At 52.7% G+C, this 15130-nt stretch carries 13 protein-coding genes and 3 pseudogenes; 8 read left to right on the forward strand and 8 right to left on the reverse strand.

Annotation, left to right across the window (positions count from 1 at the left end; translation table 11 throughout):
• Nucleotides 1-146 precede the first annotated feature (146 nt).
• The 4 genes from RDL66_RS03885 to RDL66_RS03900 all read right to left on the reverse strand — a co-directional run bounded on the left by RDL66_RS03885 (nucleotide 147) and on the right by RDL66_RS03900 (nucleotide 3914).
• Nucleotides 147-1229: a S1 family peptidase gene (locus RDL66_RS03885; protein WP_308535322.1), complete on the reverse strand. Its 1083-nt coding sequence runs from the start codon at nucleotides 1227-1229 to the stop codon at nucleotides 147-149.
• Nucleotides 1230-1434: 205 nt separating this feature from the next.
• Nucleotides 1435-2052, reverse strand: a complete 618-nt coding sequence (gene cysE / locus RDL66_RS03890) for a serine O-acetyltransferase (protein ID WP_308535324.1) — start codon at nucleotides 2050-2052, stop codon at nucleotides 1435-1437.
• A 208-nt stretch (nucleotides 2053-2260) separates the two neighbouring features.
• A complete protein-coding gene (cysK, locus tag RDL66_RS03895; RefSeq protein ID WP_308535325.1) occupies nucleotides 2261-3196 on the reverse strand; it encodes a cysteine synthase A in 936 nt (311 codons plus the stop codon).
• Between the two features lie 61 nt (nucleotides 3197-3257).
• Complete coding sequence (locus RDL66_RS03900; protein ID WP_308535327.1) at nucleotides 3258-3914, reverse strand: YigZ family protein; 657 nt, start codon at nucleotides 3912-3914, stop codon at nucleotides 3258-3260.
• 98 nt (nucleotides 3915-4012) lie between these two features.
• Between RDL66_RS03900 and rpmF the strand changes: the two genes are divergently transcribed.
• The 5 genes from rpmF (at nucleotide 4013) to RDL66_RS03925 (ending at nucleotide 7941) form a co-directional block, all read left to right on the forward strand.
• On the forward strand, nucleotides 4013-4183 hold the full coding sequence (gene rpmF, locus RDL66_RS03905) for a 50S ribosomal protein L32 (protein ID WP_308535329.1): 171 nt from the start codon (nucleotides 4013-4015) through the stop codon (nucleotides 4181-4183).
• A gap of 111 nt (nucleotides 4184-4294) precedes the next feature.
• The gene (locus RDL66_RS03910) at nucleotides 4295-4978 is read left to right on the forward strand and encodes an HAD hydrolase-like protein (protein WP_308535330.1); all 684 of its coding nucleotides are present in this window, start codon (nucleotides 4295-4297) and stop codon (nucleotides 4976-4978) included.
• 21 nt (nucleotides 4979-4999) lie between these two features.
• On the forward strand, nucleotides 5000-5890 hold the full coding sequence (locus RDL66_RS03915) for a site-specific DNA-methyltransferase (protein WP_308535333.1): 891 nt from the start codon (nucleotides 5000-5002) through the stop codon (nucleotides 5888-5890).
• Nucleotides 5887-7173, forward strand: a complete 1287-nt coding sequence (locus RDL66_RS03920; protein ID WP_308535334.1) for a U32 family peptidase — start codon at nucleotides 5887-5889, stop codon at nucleotides 7171-7173. Before RDL66_RS03915 ends, RDL66_RS03920 begins: the two co-directional genes overlap by 4 nt.
• An 87-nt stretch (nucleotides 7174-7260) precedes the next feature.
• Nucleotides 7261-7941, forward strand: coding sequence for a GNAT family N-acetyltransferase (locus RDL66_RS03925; protein ID WP_308535336.1), 681 nt, complete (start codon nucleotides 7261-7263; stop codon nucleotides 7939-7941).
• Nucleotides 7942-8004: 63 nt separating this feature from the next.
• On the opposite strand, the gene RDL66_RS03930 is transcribed toward RDL66_RS03925, so the two are convergent.
• On the reverse strand, nucleotides 8005-8970 hold the full coding sequence (locus RDL66_RS03930) for a carbohydrate kinase (protein ID WP_308535337.1): 966 nt from the start codon (nucleotides 8968-8970) through the stop codon (nucleotides 8005-8007).
• A 5-nt stretch (nucleotides 8971-8975) separates the two neighbouring features.
• Nucleotides 8976-9125 (reverse strand): annotated as a pseudogene (locus RDL66_RS03935) (MFS transporter); the annotation flags it as partial.
• Nucleotides 9126-9473: 348 nt separating this feature from the next.
• On the opposite strand from RDL66_RS03935, the pseudogene RDL66_RS03940 reads away from it, so the two are divergent.
• Nucleotides 9474-9652, forward strand: a pseudogene (locus RDL66_RS03940) (terminase large subunit); the annotation flags it as partial.
• Here the strand turns inward: RDL66_RS03940 and RDL66_RS03945 are convergent.
• On the reverse strand, nucleotides 9622-10143 hold the full coding sequence (locus tag RDL66_RS03945; protein ID WP_308535339.1) for an isoprenylcysteine carboxylmethyltransferase family protein: 522 nt from the start codon (nucleotides 10141-10143) through the stop codon (nucleotides 9622-9624). The pseudogene RDL66_RS03940 and the gene RDL66_RS03945 sit on opposite strands and share 31 nt — an antisense overlap.
• Before the next feature lie 615 nt (nucleotides 10144-10758).
• Here RDL66_RS03945 and RDL66_RS03950 point away from each other — a divergent pair.
• Together RDL66_RS03950 and RDL66_RS03955 are read left to right on the forward strand one after the other, a co-directional pair.
• Nucleotides 10759-12573 (forward strand): ABC transporter ATP-binding protein, encoded by a 1815-nt coding sequence (locus RDL66_RS03950; protein WP_308535340.1) that lies wholly within the window; start codon nucleotides 10759-10761, stop codon nucleotides 12571-12573.
• Between the two features lies 1 nt (nucleotide 12574).
• Nucleotides 12575-14341, forward strand: coding sequence for an ABC transporter ATP-binding protein (locus tag RDL66_RS03955; protein WP_308535342.1), 1767 nt, complete (start codon nucleotides 12575-12577; stop codon nucleotides 14339-14341).
• A 143-nt stretch (nucleotides 14342-14484) separates the two neighbouring features.
• On the opposite strand, the pseudogene RDL66_RS03960 reads toward RDL66_RS03955, so the two are convergent.
• Nucleotides 14485-14634, reverse strand: a pseudogene (locus tag RDL66_RS03960) (IS3 family transposase); the annotation flags it as partial.
• Nucleotides 14635-15130 lie beyond the last annotated feature (496 nt).

Consider the following 15130-nt stretch of genomic DNA (forward strand, 5'->3'; position numbering starts at 1 on the left):
TTATAAACGGATTGCGAGGGGTCAAATGTGCGTTTGTTGAAAAGATTTAAGATAAGCTCTTGTGTAGATTAATTTACGGCAAGTACAAAGTTATATAGTTTAGAATCGTGATTGAGTAAACGGTACAAGCAGTCTGTTTATACATTTTAATTACTTGAGGTTGTTTTCACGGTTATACTGAGAAACTTTTGTGCTTTAACAACGGGAGAAAAGGCATCTCTTGCAACACCTTTGTAGTTAAGACCACGAGAATGGATTCCGTAAGCATATGTGCTGGAGAACCAGGGCCCGCCACTATCACCTTTTTTTGCTTGACGATTATTCATTACTGTTAATTCGCATACCCTGGGAAAGTGGGTCGAATCGCAGTAATTATTAGTGACAACTGTTTGTCCGCATCTTCGTCCAGTAGTTTGGCCGTTGCGACAAAGGGCTTGTCCTACAGACGGGATTTTCAAAGCCGTTACATTCACTAAAACGCTAGGAGCGCTGTAAAACTGTGGAGCCGTGTACGCTGAAGTGGAATAGACTCCGAAATCGCCATGATTTCCAACATGGGAACCCTCATACACGAGAGGGACGGAATGGTAAGACTGCGGAGGTTGACAGTGTCCGGCGGTTAGCAGCAAGTTCGGCTTTCCGGGGCTCTTGGCAGAAAAGGCACTAGTGCATGAAGAGAGATACCCGCCTCCAAATAGGGCATCGAGAGTGGATTCTTGCATTGACTCGAAAGTGAAATGAGGGCGCAGAACCTGGCTGGATTTCAAAAGAGCTAGAGTCGCAGGCATTTTTTTAAAGTTAGAGATTTGTGCGGAGTCCAGTTGGATTTCGATAGTCTTTTTTCGGAAATCGACATAGGAACCAAAACGTAGATCCGGGTTGTCCGCCCGTAGTTTTTCAACGAGCTCGAAGTGGAGACGTTGAGCCTCCATATTCGAAATTCCGCTCCCTCCAGTCAGCTTGAGATAGGGGAGCTTACTAGCAGCATCAGTAACCGCTCGGGGAACTTGTCCTCTAAAGAGGATTTCACCATTCTTTCTAGTATTGTCAATGTAGCTTTCCGTGAAATCACGCGGATAATTTTCCTGAGCAAAAGTAACCACTGTAGCAATTTGATCCTGCCAGTCAGAAGGTATTTCCTGGGGCGATGATGATTCAGCATTTGCAATGTTCGCCATACTGAGCAATAAACAGAGGCTGGAGAGTATGACAATACTTTTCAATTTCATGATTACCACTTCCTTATGCCCTGAACCCCATACCCCCATCCTAACACAGTAAATCAAGGGAAACTAGGGTGAAAATGGCACCATTGAGGCTAAGTGAAATGATTGACAAGCTAGGTTCGGGGGCAATGCCAAAGAGAATCGCAGTAATTCACAACACATTTCGGGTTGAGAAGTATGTTTGCTGCCGGTCTGTGGCGTTAAACTCTCAGATAAACAGCGAGGGATCGATGTTCATATCGGGGCTGACGGGCTTCTTGGGATTGCGCAGCCTGGCCGGCACTCCCAGGGCGATACGCCCGGCAGGAACGTCCTTGATGACCACGGCGTTGGCGCCGATTTTGGCGCCGTCTCCGATGTTGATGGCGCCCAAAATTTTCGCTCCGGCACCCACCATGACCTGATTTCCCAAGGTCGGGTGGCGTTTACCCTTGTTCATGGACTGCCCGCCCAGGGTCACCCCGTGAAAAATTAGGCAGTCCTCGCCAACCACCGCGGTTTCCCCAATGACCACCCCGGTCGCGTGGTCGATAAAGAGTCGGCGTCCGATGGTCGCGGCCGGGTGGATGTCCACACCCGTGATGAGGCGCGCGAATTCCTGAATCAGGCGCGCAATCATTTTAAAACCATTGACCCAAAACCGATTGGACAGCCGGTGCGCCCACAAGGCGTGAACCCCCGGATAGGTCAGCGTGACTTCCAGGCGTCCGCGCGCGGCGGGGTCGCGTTTCAAGGCCGTGTCCAAGTCCTCCAACAGTAAATCCCGCACGCCAAGTTTATAGGCGGGCAGGTGTCGTGGCGGGGTAGTGTGTTTCACGAAAGTCATCGGGACGGGTACTTCCTCTGGTTGGTTGAACGACCGGACGCTAACTATTCTAGGCTATCGTTCCCGAGGTTCGTTTCGGGCGGCCTGTTCTGGCAACTTAAAGTGCTCTGTTTGAGCCAGTTCGGGTCAGCCCGGGCGGGTGGTCCCGTTTATCTCGTCAAAACTGCACCAGGTTGGTGGGTTCAATTTCCCTGACTGCCGCGGTTCCTCAGTCACCCAAGTGCGCAAACAGTACCGTGGACAGGTAGCGTTCGCCGGTGTCGGGAAGCAGCGTCACCACGGTTTTGCCAGCAAACTCAGGCCGCGCGGCCAGTTCGGCGGCGGCCGCCAAATTCGCCCCGGAGGAGATTCCGACCAAAAGACCTTCCTGCGTAGCGGCTTTCCGCGCCATCTCGAGGGCATCGTCCGAGGTCACCGTCATGACTTCATCAACGGTTGCACTATCGTAGTTATCCGGCACAAAGTTGGCGCCAATGCCCTGAATCTTGTGGGCGCCGGCCTGGCCGGTAGACAGCAATGCCGATTCTGCCGGCTCTACCGCCACGACCCACACTTCTGGGTTCTGTTCCTTGAGGAACTTCCCGACCCCGGAAACCGTGCCGCCGGAACCAACTCCAGCGACGAACGCGTCAACGTGTCCCTCAGTTTGTTCCCAAATTTCGGGACCGGTGGTGCGATAGTGAATCTCAGGATTGGCAGGATTATCGAACTGACCGGCGAATACCGCTTCGGGGTGGTTCGCCAAGTAGTTCTCGGCAGCTTCAACCGCAGCCGCCATGCCCCCCGCAGGGTCCGTCAGCAGTAGCTCCGCACCGTAAGCCTTCATCAGCTGCCGACGCTCCACACTCATGGAGGACGGCATCGAGATGACGACCCGATACCCCAGCGCAGCCCCCACCATGCACAGGGCGACCCCGGTGTTACCGCTGGTAGCCTCCACGATAGTACCGCCCGGCTGCAGCTTTCCCGAGGCCTCGGCAGCGCGAATAATCGCCAAGCCGGGACGGTCTTTTACCGAACCGCCGGGGTTCGTGAACTCCATTTTTGCCAGCACGTTTGCGCCGGTCCCCGCGGGCAGCATCCGATTAATTTTCACCAGAGGAGTGTGGCCGATAGTTGCCGTGACGTCGTTTGCATAAGTCATAGTTAACCCTTTAGATTCCTTTTCTTTAGTTTCTGTTCGTTTCCCTGACGGGAGCCGTCTATTACAACCGTGAGCGCACCACTTTTATTCCCGCATTGCTGAAAGTTACCGGCGCGCCGAGCTGGGCGGCGAGAGCGGCGGCGAGTTCGTCCTGGGTACCGCCTTCCACCGCCAGTTCAAACGTGACCCGGTTTGACCAGGTTACACTCAGTGGCTTGCAGTTTCGCGAGTGCAACCAAGATTCTAGGGCAGCCGCCCGGTTCGCGGCGACATCGAAAGATACCACGGGAACGGACTTGACTTCCATCCTTTGTGCAGCAGCAATAGCGCCCTGCGCTGCCTCGCTGTAGGCTCGCACCAAGCCGCCCGTTCCCAGCTTTATTCCGCCAAAATACCGCGTCACCACCACACAAGCGTTTTGCAATCCGCTGCCCAGCAGCACATCGAGCATGGGACGTCCGGCAGTACCGCTGGGCTCGCCATCGTCGCTGGAATGTTGGACCGGCTGAACCCCGTTTTCCCAGCCCGCGGGCAGATAGGTAAAAGCGGAGCAATGATGGCGCGCGTCGGGATACTGTTTCCGCGCGTTTTCGATTGCCTGACGAGCTGCTACTTCATCCGCGGCGCCTCGTGCCACCCCCAGGAAACGCGACCGTTTAATTTCCAGCTCGAAATGTCCCGGTGCGTCCTCAGCAATGGTCACGTAGCGTTGCGTCATACTTTCGCCTCACGATGGTTCAGTTTGATAAAATCATCAAATTGTTGCTAACATTGTATGTCTTGTGAACAATCACTAATTGAAAGGAGCGCAGGGCAATGGCAGTACCCAAGCGCAAAATGTCCCGCGCCAACACTCGTGCACGTCGTTCTGCTTGGACGGCTAAGTTGACGCAGCTTGATAACGTTAAAGTTCAGGGTCAGGAAGTCGCGGTTCCCCGTCGCCTGGTGAAGGCTTACCAGAAGGGCCGTTTGACCGTCGAAGACTAACGAGGTCTATATTCGCGACGCCCGGCCCTGGTGCTGGGCGTTACGTATTTAATTATTTCATAAGTCGGTTCGGGCAGTTTTTCGGGTGTGCTCGGGGATGGAGGCAATATCGTGGTGGACCTGAGCAGGGTGGAAATCGTCTTGCTGGATATGGACGGCACCCTGACCGATTCTGTATCGCGTATTACCGAGTATTTTGCGGCTTTGGATCTGGAGCTGCATGGCCGAATGTTGCCGCCTGACGCTTACAAGAAATATGTCGGTCCGCCCCTCGCCGATTCTATGCTGGACATGGAACCGGATGCTGATGAGCAGCGGGTGGCTTTCATGGTCGCTCGGTACCGCGAAATGTATTGGCCTAATGCCATTGACGTGCCTCTTTATCCCGGTATTCAGGAAATGCTGGAAAAGCTGCGGGCGAGGGGATACCGTCTGGGCGTGGCTACTACTAAGAACCAAAAGATGTCTTTGGAGATTCTCCAGCACCTGGGGATTGAAGATTTCTTTGAGGTTGTTTCAGGTGTGATACCGGGTACTTCACAGGTGGACAAACCCGCTGTCATTGCTGCGGCTTTGCAGCAGTTCGGATTGAGCGAGCCGCAGGACAAACAGCGTATCGTGATGGTGGGGGATCGGTTCTATGACATCGAGGGCGCTCAGATTAATGGGATTCCGGCAATCCTGACTACCTGGGGCGATACGGCTCAGCCCGGCGAGGAACGCGGGGCTGTACAGGTTGTCTCAACACCAGCCGAGCTGTTGAGCGCTTTGGGTGTCCATCCGGGAAAGAAATAGACTGTTTTGAAAACCACGCAGATGTCTACAAACTTTTGGAGTGCCGCGGGACCAAACCTGGTGGTGGCAGGGGATAACCTGCCGGTGTTACGGGGGTTGCCGGACGCGTCCTTTCAACTCATCTATATAGACCCACCGTTCAATACGGGGAAAGTGCAGTCGCGTCAATCCTTGAAAACGGTGCGCACCGATGCTCCGGTAACGGGTTCACGAGTGGGGTTCCAGGGGCAAACTTATGAAACCGTGCGTGGGAAAGTCACTGCTTATAACGATAGTTTTTCGGATTATTGGGGATTCCTAGAGCCGCGCTTAGAGGAGGCATGGCGGTTACTGACCCCCAGCGGGACTTTATACCTCCATCTGGACTATCGTGAAGTTCACTATGCAAAAGTGCTTTTGGATGCGTTGTTTGGGCGGGATTGTTTCCTGAATGAGATTATTTGGGCGTATGACTACGGTGGGCGTTCCAAACGGAAATGGCCCGCCAAGCATGACAATATTCTCGTCTACGTTAAAGACCAAAAAAAGTATTATTTTGATTCTGAGTCTGTGGACCGTGAACCGTATATGGCTCCCGGCTTGGTCACCCCAGAGAAGGCCGCTCGCGGCAAGCTCCCGACTGACGTGTGGTGGCACACTATTGTCTCTCCGACAGGTAAGGAAAAGACGGGGTACGCTACGCAAAAGCCCGAAGGGATTTTGCGGCGTATTGTCCAAGCTTCGAGCCGTCCGGGGGATTGGGTATTGGATTTTTTCGCGGGTTCCGGAACGACCGGGGCGGTCGCGGGTCAGTTGGAGCGTCGCTTCGTGTTGATAGATGAAAACCCGGAAGCGATTGCGGTCATGCGTCACCGGTTCAGCCAAGCAAACATTTCTTTTGAGTACCTATCAGAGCTAGGGCTTGGCTCGTGAACTTGGAACTACCGAAAATTCTTCGGCGGCGCAGTCCCGAAGTGTTGGCGCCGGCAGGAAACCTGCGGGTGTTACAAACCGCGGTGGATTTCGGAGCCGACGCGGTGTACTGCGGAGGGGCAGAGTTTGGGATGCGAGCCGCTCCGAAAAACTTTACGTTAGAGGATTTTGAACAAGGCGTTCGCTACGCTCATGCCCGCGATGCCCGCGTGTATGCCACCGTGAATATCATTCCCGGTAACTCTGAGGTGGCAGGAATGAATGCTTACCTGGGAGCGCTGGCGGAAATTGGAGTGGACGCGCTCATTGTCACGGATATCGGCATTCTTATGGCAGCGCGGCAGATTGCTCCGCATACCGAGCTGCATATTTCCACGCAAGCCGGGGTGATGAACTACCAGGCTGCCACCGCTCTGTACGAGCTGGGGGCAAAACGGGTCGTTTTGGCTCGCGAGATGAGTTTGCCGGAGATTCGAGAAATGCGGGCCAAAATTCCTGCTGACCTCGAGATTGAGGCTTTCGTGCACGGCTCCATGTGCATGGCATTTTCGGGGCGCTGTCTCATCTCCAAATACACCACGGGACGGGACGCTAACCACGGGGACTGCGCCCAAAGCTGTCGATGGAAATATCATGTGGTCGAGGAAAAACGCCCCGGCGAGTTTTTCCCCGTAGAGGTGACCCAGGGCGGCACCTACCTGTTTAATTCCCAGGATTTGAATATGCTGGCACACGTTGATGAGGTCATTGCCGCCGGGGTCACCAGCCTGAAAATCGAAGGTCGTGCCAAGGGAGAGTACTACGTCGCGGCGCTGACCAATGCTTATAAAACCGCGGTCACCACTTACCTGGACGGAAGGGGAAACGTGACCGAACTGGCTTGTGAAGGCGCTTTTGCCCTACCCGAATGGGTCTTGCAGGAACCGTATAAAGTGACCCACCGAGAATACGGCACCGGCTTTTTCTACCCCGAAAAACCTGCGGAAGAAAGTGTTACCCGAGGAGGGTATAATAGTGATTGGCTTTGGTTGGGAACCGTGGTCGATTATGACGCGACCGCACAGCGCCTGACGGTGCTGTCTCGCAACAAGATGGTGCCCGGACAACAAGTCGAGTTCTTGGTTCCGGGAACCGAGCCGATTCTTTTCGAGATTCCCCCTGCGGGGATACGTGACGAAGCGGGAGAAACGGTGAGTGAAATCAATCACCCGGCGCACGTGTTTTCTTTCCCCTGTGAGCTGGCGATCCCGCCCGGCGCCATGCTGCGCGGCAAAGCTCGTTAATGCGATGGTTCCGAGTGTCTGGGCGGATAAGGCCGAGTGCAGTTTTGGGGAATAGAGTTCAATCTGGTCTTGGGTTAGGCTGTTAAGATGCGCATTGAGTATCAAAATGATTTGAAACCCGGTCAAGCCGAATTCTTGGTCCGCGACCTGCTCGAAGTCTCTTTCGGACCCGAGGAACTGGGGGATCCCGGTGATTTGATTGAGCAGCTGGCCGGCGAGGACCTGCCAGTATTCTCCGCGTGGGATGATTCGCGGCCCTTAGGGGCAGCAATAGGTTGGCTCGCCACCACGGAAATCACGATGCTCAGTTGGCTGGCGGTCAGCCCCCTGACCCGCGGACATGGCGTCGGCTCTGAGCTGTTTCAGAGAGCTATTTCGCAGTGGGAATCGCGCTACAGTCCCCTCTTGATTCTGGGGGAAGTGGAAAATCCGCACCAGCACGTGGCTTCCGAACAGTACGGCGATCCGCGTCGGCGGTGGGCGTTTTATCAACGGTTAGGTGCTAAACACCTGGACTTTCCTTTTGAGATGCCCCGGCTCAGCCCGGATGTACCGGTGGGCGAGGACATGTGGTTGGTGAGTTTTGCCGGCCGGGCGCACGGCGCTATTGACACACAAACTGGTGAGCTGTCCGGCTTGGGAGTAGGCAGTGCCCTGCGGGAATTCCTGGATACCTATCTGAAAGACAGCGCCGAGACTCGTGACGCGAACGGCAAATTCCGTCCGCCGGTGGAGCGGATGCTGGACGCAGCTGCGCAACTCGATTAATTTCAGGGCTCCCCAAAGCGCCAAATGTCAGAAAATGCCAGTACCTTCCGCGTCGGAGACACTCTAAAGCGTGGGGTCGGCGGTGTGGATGTCAGCAACCTCGGAACGCGTGGGGGAGTAGGCTCCGACCTTGCTGACTGTGAGCCCTGAAGTGATCGTGGCTCGGTGCAGAGCTGGTTGCACGTCGCTTAACCGGGCTTGCCGCAGACGCTGTTTAGCTGACGCTGAGCCAAGCAGTCCGTCGTCCAGTAACCCGGAAATCAGTCCCGCCATGAAAGAATCCCCAGCACCCACGGTGTCAGCTACCTCGATATTTAGCGGATCAACCACCAACATATCCCGGTCGTTAGCGCACAGCGCATAGGAACCCCACGGTCCGCGGGTAGCGACGATCAGACCAGGCCCCATCTCTTTCCATTTGTGCAGTACGGACTCGAGGGTCACGTCATCACCGTAGAGCCAGGCAATGTCCTCATCGCTGGCTTTCACCACATCGGAGAGGCTGATGATTTCCTCGATTTGAGGACGCACTTGCTCGGGGCTGCCCATCAGCGAAGGTCTAATATTCGGGTCATAGCTGACGGTTCCCCGGATTGCCATGGACTTCACCGCGCTCATTACGGCAGAAGCGCCGGGCGCGAGCGTAGCCGCGAAACTGCCGGTATGCAGGTGGCTAATCTGAGTCGCGTCCGGAAGTGGCGGCACTTGCCACTCCAACTCAAAGTCGTACGTCGCCTGACCGGCTGGGTCGATATGGGCGTTCGCTATCGGCGTTTTCTCGGCGTTAGCGCTGCCCGCGACAATCTGTACCCCGGCAGAGTGCAAATGTTCTTCGAGGCTGTGACCGCGGGCGTCATCGCCCCACCAAGAAGCTAGTGCGGTGGGGTGGCCCAAACTCGCTAAACCGCACGCCACGTTCAAGGGGCTGCCGCCCACCTTTTCTTCAACCTCGCCCGCGCGCTCAATGACGTCAATGAGCGCTTCACCCAGGCACAGTACCGGCTTACCCGTTGAGTTCGTTTCTGTCATGATTATTACTCCACACCTAGTTTTTCGTACATTTCTTCAAGCGGAATCCCCTTCGTTTCCGGCATAACTTTCAGTACCCACAGCAATTGAGCGCACATACAAATAAAGAATACAAGGAACGACCAGCCCCCGCCGAGGAACGCAATCATAGAGGGATTAATACGCACAAGTAGCGGGCGACGGAGTTTTTTAGGGTGTTTCGGCTAAAACGGCACATCGGTGCCGTTTTTTAACGCCTCCACCGTTTTACTCAGCGGCTCTCTCTCGCTTCGCTCGATGCCTTTTTTCTGTTTGGTGTTCAGGCGGCGCAATGCCCACTGGGCATTGCTTTTATGCCGCCCTCACCGTTTTCGCGACGGCTCTCTCTCGCTTCGCTCGATGCCGTCGTGCAATTTGTTCGATTCCCGTCGTGAACCCTAAAAGCCGGGCTAAAACCCGGTTCTTAGTCAATGGATATTAAAGACGTCAGATTTGATAACCAATGCGTGTGCGTAAGCACCAGGTTAAGTAACATTCAGGTGCGCACCGACCCTGCCGGCAACATCCAGCCTGACAAGCAAAAATCCACCGAAAAATTGATGAAGTCATCGCCACCATCATGGCCTTGGATCGGGCAATAAGATGCGGCAACAGTCCAAGCTCGAGCCTAGTTTATGATTCGCGGGGACCGTTGGTGCTGTGAGGCGGCCAGGGAAAGATGCGATTAACGCGGGCAGCATATTGGGTGTATTCATCCCCGAATTCATTTTCGAGCCAGCGTTCTTCAGTGTGTTTCATCAAAATAGTCAACGCCACCCAATAGATGAACGGGAGGGTTAGTAGCCACCAGTTCGTTTGTATGAGCAGCAGACCGCAGTTCAATAGCAGGAAGGAAGAATATACAGGATGCCTAACCCAGGCGTATATCCCGCTAGTCATAAGCTGACCAGTTTTAATGCTTTCTACCATGTGAGAGCAAAAAACAGCTGAAACCCCCACGATTACGGCAACCCCCATCACAACTAGGCCCGCCGCAAGCGTGAGGTTACGCACCCAACTATTTCCGATAGTTCCGTTTGCAATCCAGCCTAAAAAATTGACAATACTCGCTGCAATCGTGACGGTGAAGATACCCGAAACATATATTGGACCTACACCTAACACAGGCAAATGAGAAGTTCCGGTTTTACTCATACAGCTATTTTCGCATGACCTCAACAAAGTATCCATGGTCGGGCCTCTCGACGAAATCGACCTTTGAAACCGGCACGGGGTAAAGATCGTAGCGGTGCTGCGGGAAAACCAATGGCATCCGGTGCTGGGGGAAAGTAGAACTTGCCGAGGGTAACCAAGTGCAGATTTCCGGTAGCGCGAAGCAGGTAGAAAAGTTCGCCCGCCTTGCCCCCGCCCGTAGGGGCTCGCTCCCCACTTGTAGATATACCAGGATCTTGCGAGCGTATTAGCAAAAACCCGTGACATAGGTTCGCCGTTCTTTATGGACCAGCAAATCCGCTGATAGGCGAGCCCCTTGTGAGCTAGTTAGTCTCTTAGCTCTCCTCTTTCTTCTGCCTATGTGTCGGTTAGATTACCCGGACACTACTTGACCCAATAGGAGCACCCATGCTACCTTCTTGTTAGGCAAGACTTACCTAATTAAAGAAGGGGTAAATCGCATGAATACTCGCGACTTCATCAACATTGGCGTTTTCAACGCAATTTAATTTGTGCTAGTTTTCGGTACCGGAATTCTAGGCATTATTAATCCGGTTACCGGTCCTGACCAAGAGAAACATTGAAAGAGGAAGCCAAGTGACTGATCACCAAGTTAGCGAACCAGGAAAAGATGCAGCGGCAAATATCAAGCTGAGCAGCAAACAAGGTAAGGCCGCATTACGAGAACTCTTAGCTCCCGTGCACATGGCGCTGCGAGTCGGTCAAGTAATGGCGGTTATATCCGCCATTTTGCGAGTATTTCCTTTCGTTGCTTTAGTGGGGATCGGCAACGAACTCCTAACCTCATTGGGCAATGGCGTATCTCCCAAGCAAAGCGTCATCATATTTTGGGTACAGGTGTTAATCGGAACATTTTGTGGAGGGCTAGTCGCCTATTTTGTGGGCTTGCTGGTTACCCATATTGCAGATAATCGTCTATCTGCAAGTATTCAGCAAAAGATTATTCGTTTTCTGGGGCAAGCTCCTTTAACTTGGTTTAGCGATAACACTTCCGGACATGTGCGTAAAATACTGCAAGACGATGTAAAGAATCTACATGCGCTGGTAGCACACCGCCCCGTAGATTCACTGATCGCTACCCTAGTGCCCATATTTTGCGCGGGTTATATCTTCACTATTGATTTAAGACTCGGAGTTTTAGTAATTGTTGCGGTGCCAATCTACATAATTGCCTACGCGGTGATGATGCGGGGAATGGGCGATAAATCCTTAGAACTTGATGCAAAACTTGATCAGGTTTCCTCCGCAATGGTGGAGTTCGTGAAAGGCATCCAGGTGGTTAAAACTTTTGGGATCACCGGAAAAGCACACCGCAAATATGCCCACAGCGCTAATGAAGCCTGTGACTATATGGAGGAATGGAATCGACCAATGGTGCATGCGGCTTCCCTGACCACCGCCCTCACCTCTACCCCATTGATAGTTCTCCTATTTGGGATTGTCGGCCCCTGGTTCGTCTCCAAGCATTGGGTTAGTCCAGTAGAAGTAGTCGCCGGTTGTTTAATTGCCATCGCGCTGCCCTCCTCAATTAACCTGATAACCCAGCTTGCTTGGAATTACCAGTTAGCGGGTGCCGCGGCCAAAAGGATCATTGATCTTCTTAGGGTAAAGCCTCTCTCCTGCCCGGATCAGTCACTGCATTTACCCCAAGACGCAAGCATCGAATTTGAAAATGTATCGCTCAGCTATGGCCATACGCTAGCTTTGGATAATGTTTCCTTGCGTTGTACGCCCGGTACAGTAACCGCTCTCATGGGCCCATCAGGAGCCGGAAAAACCACCCTGGCCAAATTGGCCGCCCGCTTCCTGGATCCCGATACGGGAACAGTACTAATCGGTGGAATCAACCTTAAAGAACTTAGTAGAAGCGACCTCTACCGTCACCTTGGATTCGTCCTGCAAGATGCGCAGCTCTTGCGGGCTTCCATTCGCGACAACATTTCTATCGGGCGACACGATGCAGATGAAGCCGAGATTATTAACGCTGCTCGCCAGGCACAGATTCATGACGAAATCATGGCACTGCCTAAAGGATATGACAGTGTTGTCGGGGAAGATTTGAAGCTATCTGGAGGGCAAGCTCAGCGGATTGCAATCGCCAGAACCTTACTATTGGATGCACCGATACTTATATTGGATGAGGCAGCAGCCATGGTAGATCCGGAATGTGAAGCACAAATCCAAAAAGCTATTAACCATCTAATGGCCGGACGTACTGTTCTGGTTATCGATCACCGTCCCGATTCAGTCAAGAACGTCGATCAAATCGTCCTACTTGATAAAGGACAGCTGGTGGCCTGCGGTAATCACCAGAAGCTACAAAATATAGAGCTCTACCATCGTCTGTGGTCGGCATCCAATATTGAGCTTACGGAAGGAGGCCGAAACTGAAATGGATAAATCAATGGGAGCTATCGACATAATTCGAACAAATTTCCGACTCAGCGCCAACTCTCAAAATCACAGCAGAAGTATCAGCTGGGTAGCTCGGATCATCAGCGGCATTGCCCAGGGGGTAGGCTTACTTGCGCTGATTCAGCTCGCAAATACCTGGGCTAGCAGGCAGGAGGAAAGCACTAATAGCTCTAACCCCTGGATCTTAACCCTGCTCGTCATGGCGATTATCGGGGCGATCAGTATCTACATACGAGATCGGTTCTCCTACGAAGGCGCTTTTTCGGTGATGCGTTCTGTCCATCGCCGCGTTGGAGATCAGTTGGCAAAACTGCCCCTGGGATGGTTCTCAACTGATACTACCGGGCGTTTGTCCCGCCTAGGGGCAGCTACTGTCAATGAGCTCGGAAACCTGAGTGCCCACTTACTCACGGAAATGTCCGCCGCCACCGTCACTTTGTTGACGTTGCTTGCTGGTCTGCTGTGGTGGTACCCCATCCTGGGCTCAATTTTTGCGTTATGCCTAATCTGTTACCTGATACTGATGTGGGCATTAACCTACCTCGACAGTGCCGCCAGCGCCTACGCGGCACCGGCGGCTACTGAACTAGCTGATCGGATCGTAGAATTTTCTACCTGTCAAGCTATGCTCCGTGCATGTGACCAAACGATTTACCCCCAAATGGCCACGGCTTTAGCAGAAAATCGCCGCAGGTCCACTCGCCGACTATGGATAGAATGCATTGGAAATTTCCTCGGCGGCATTGCCTCGCAAACGATTTGCGTTGTAATGATTATTTCCAGTGTTCATCTTGCTTTTACTGAAAGTCTTGCTCCCTTGGCAGTGGTGGCGGTTATTGGGATAAGCCTGGAAATCACTCATTACCTTTCCACGATTTCTGATTGTCGAACCGGGTTATTATCGGTTGGACCGACAATGGCGACTATTAACGAAGTACTAGATGCGCGCCCTCTGCCCGAGCCAGAAACTTCGCTACCCCAACCCCTACCCCAGCAAGTTGAGCTTCGAGAGGTTGATTTTACTTACGGGAACGATAAACAGGTTCTAAACAAAGTCAGCTTCACCGTTGTTCCCCACACTATGACCGCACTTGTTGGCCCCTCGGGCGCCGGTAAAACCACTATTGCCCGCTTGATATGTCGCTTTTGGGACGTAAGCTCGGGTGCTGTACTCGTTGGAGGTCGAGATGTCAGAGAACTAACGACTGAAGTTTTAATGAGCCAGATTTCAATGGTTTTCCAAGATGTCTATCTTTTCGATGACACTTTGGAAGCAAATATCCGCATCGGTAACTCCAATGCGAGCAAAGAGGCTCTACTACATGCGGCAGAACTAGCAGGAGTCAACGATATTGTCAGCCGACTTCCCGATGGTTGGAATACGCATGTTGGTGAAGGTGGCTGCGCATTATCAGGAGGGGAACGCCAACGAGTTTCGATTGCTCGCGCTATTTTAAAAAATGCTCCGATTGTACTCTTCGATGAAGCTACCAGCGCTCTTGATGCCGAGAATGAAGCAAATCTGCTGCGCTCTTTCGAAGTATTACGTCGCCAATCCACCATGTTGGTAATCGCGCATAAACTCAACACGATTACTCAGGCTGACCAGATTGTGGTTCTAGATGATCAGGGGCATGTAGCTCAGATCGGCACCCACAATCAACTTGTAAGCTGCCAGGGGATTTACCGAGATTTTTGGGATGAGCGTCAAGCGGCCTCTGGATGGAAAATAGCCGCACAATAGTTCGGAACAGGTAGGCAGCATACACGGAATTATTTTCAACCATTTTCCAGTTAGAGGCCGTTGAAATGGCTATTACTTCAATATTTAAGAAAAAGTCTAGAGATTAATGCCAATTATTTTTATACTGATTCAGCATTGATGGTGTGGATGAGCTCATTTCTGTACGAGCCGTTAACGTTTTCTGCTAGCGCGTTATCGTAAGAATCACCAATGGTTCCGGTTGAGGGCCTAATCCCAGCATTGGTGAGCGTGTCGTTATAGACGATGCTTACGTATTGGGATCCATAATCTGAGAGCATGCCACATCTTACGTATCCCATAAACACTGTAATTATCACAGTGTATCTGTTTGACCCGCTCAATAACAACCACATCACGCAAAACGCGAGCACCTATCCCACGAGAATTGGATCGCCGAGGCCACGAGAGGTAATGAAACCCCCTCACGACGAGAGCGCTGCACCCACTGGCGAGCAGTATGCCAGGAAACACCAAGCCTTGGCGCAACCACCTGACACGCTTTTTGCAAGGACAAATTCTCCGCAAGAACCCGATCCTCAACAAGATGAACCACACGATCCTGCGCATCCTGACCAAATTACTTAGGCATAATCCAGTTTTTCCCATCCACTCAAACGAAACAAAACCTGGGACAGCTCAAGACCGCTTTAGCAGGGATTTTTATGGTTTTTGCTTCTAATCATAAAGAGATTATTCGCGGAACTCGGGGTGGTAAAAGCTCAGCAAAATTGCCGCAGCTATCAGGACTGTGCAACATGTCATTGGTAG

The sequence above is a fragment of the uncultured Mobiluncus sp. genome (genome assembly GCF_902488535.1).
In the GTDB taxonomy this organism is placed as follows: Bacteria; Actinomycetota; Actinomycetes; order Actinomycetales; family Actinomycetaceae; genus Mobiluncus.

What these genes read in the sequence shown, in the direction of transcription:
- RDL66_RS03885 (WP_308535322.1), bottom strand. Translation starts at nt 1,229, where the DNA reads ATGAAATTGAAAAGTATTGTCATACTCTCCAGCCTCTGTTTATTGCTC.
- cysE (WP_308535324.1), bottom strand. Translation starts at nt 2,052, where the DNA reads ATGACTTTCGTGAAACACACTACCCCGCCACGACACCTGCCCGCCTAT.
- cysK (WP_308535325.1), bottom strand. Translation starts at nt 3,196, where the DNA reads ATGACTTATGCAAACGACGTCACGGCAACTATCGGCCACACTCCTCTG.
- RDL66_RS03900 (WP_308535327.1), bottom strand. Translation starts at nt 3,914, where the DNA reads ATGACGCAACGCTACGTGACCATTGCTGAGGACGCACCGGGACATTTC.
- rpmF (WP_308535329.1), top strand. Translation starts at nt 4,013, where the DNA reads ATGGCAGTACCCAAGCGCAAAATGTCCCGCGCCAACACTCGTGCACGT.
- RDL66_RS03915 (WP_308535333.1), top strand. Translation starts at nt 5,000, where the DNA reads ATGTCTACAAACTTTTGGAGTGCCGCGGGACCAAACCTGGTGGTGGCA.
- RDL66_RS03925 (WP_308535336.1), top strand. Translation starts at nt 7,261, where the DNA reads ATGCGCATTGAGTATCAAAATGATTTGAAACCCGGTCAAGCCGAATTC.
- RDL66_RS03930 (WP_308535337.1), bottom strand. Translation starts at nt 8,970, where the DNA reads ATGACAGAAACGAACTCAACGGGTAAGCCGGTACTGTGCCTGGGTGAA.
- RDL66_RS03945 (WP_308535339.1), bottom strand. Translation starts at nt 10,143, where the DNA reads ATGAGTAAAACCGGAACTTCTCATTTGCCTGTGTTAGGTGTAGGTCCA.
- RDL66_RS03955 (WP_308535342.1), top strand. Translation starts at nt 12,575, where the DNA reads ATGGATAAATCAATGGGAGCTATCGACATAATTCGAACAAATTTCCGA.